At 66.7% G+C, this 279-nt stretch carries 1 protein-coding gene; it reads left to right on the top strand.

Annotated elements, in window-relative coordinates; all coding sequences use genetic code 11:
* Positions 1 to 279 (top strand): cadherin repeat domain-containing protein (locus PAN08_RS18000; RefSeq protein WP_269792873.1); only part of this gene is annotated, 279 nt, incomplete at both ends.

The following is a 279-nucleotide window of genomic DNA, read 5'->3' as shown; positions in this document are numbered from 1 at the left end:
CGGTCGGTGCAGCCTCGCTGGCGAATGACTACGAGGCAACGGGCAACAGCCACACGATCACCGTGGTGGCCAGCGACGGCAATGGCGGCACGACCACCATCACCGTCACGCTCAACGAACTGGACGTCAACGAAGCGCCGGCGTTTGAAGACCCGAACCAGGGCGGCACGCCGCCGGGTCCGAATCAGCCGGGCACGATCTTCACTCCGCCGGGCGACGATGGTGCAGGCAACCCGACGCCGGCCAGCTACACGGTCAGCTACAACGAGAACAGCGCCG

Source organism: Stenotrophomonas sp. Iso1 (assembly GCF_027497995.1).
In the GTDB taxonomy this organism is placed as follows: domain Bacteria; phylum Pseudomonadota; class Gammaproteobacteria; order Xanthomonadales; family Xanthomonadaceae; genus Stenotrophomonas.
This window is presented reverse-complemented; position numbering and strand designations above follow the sequence as displayed.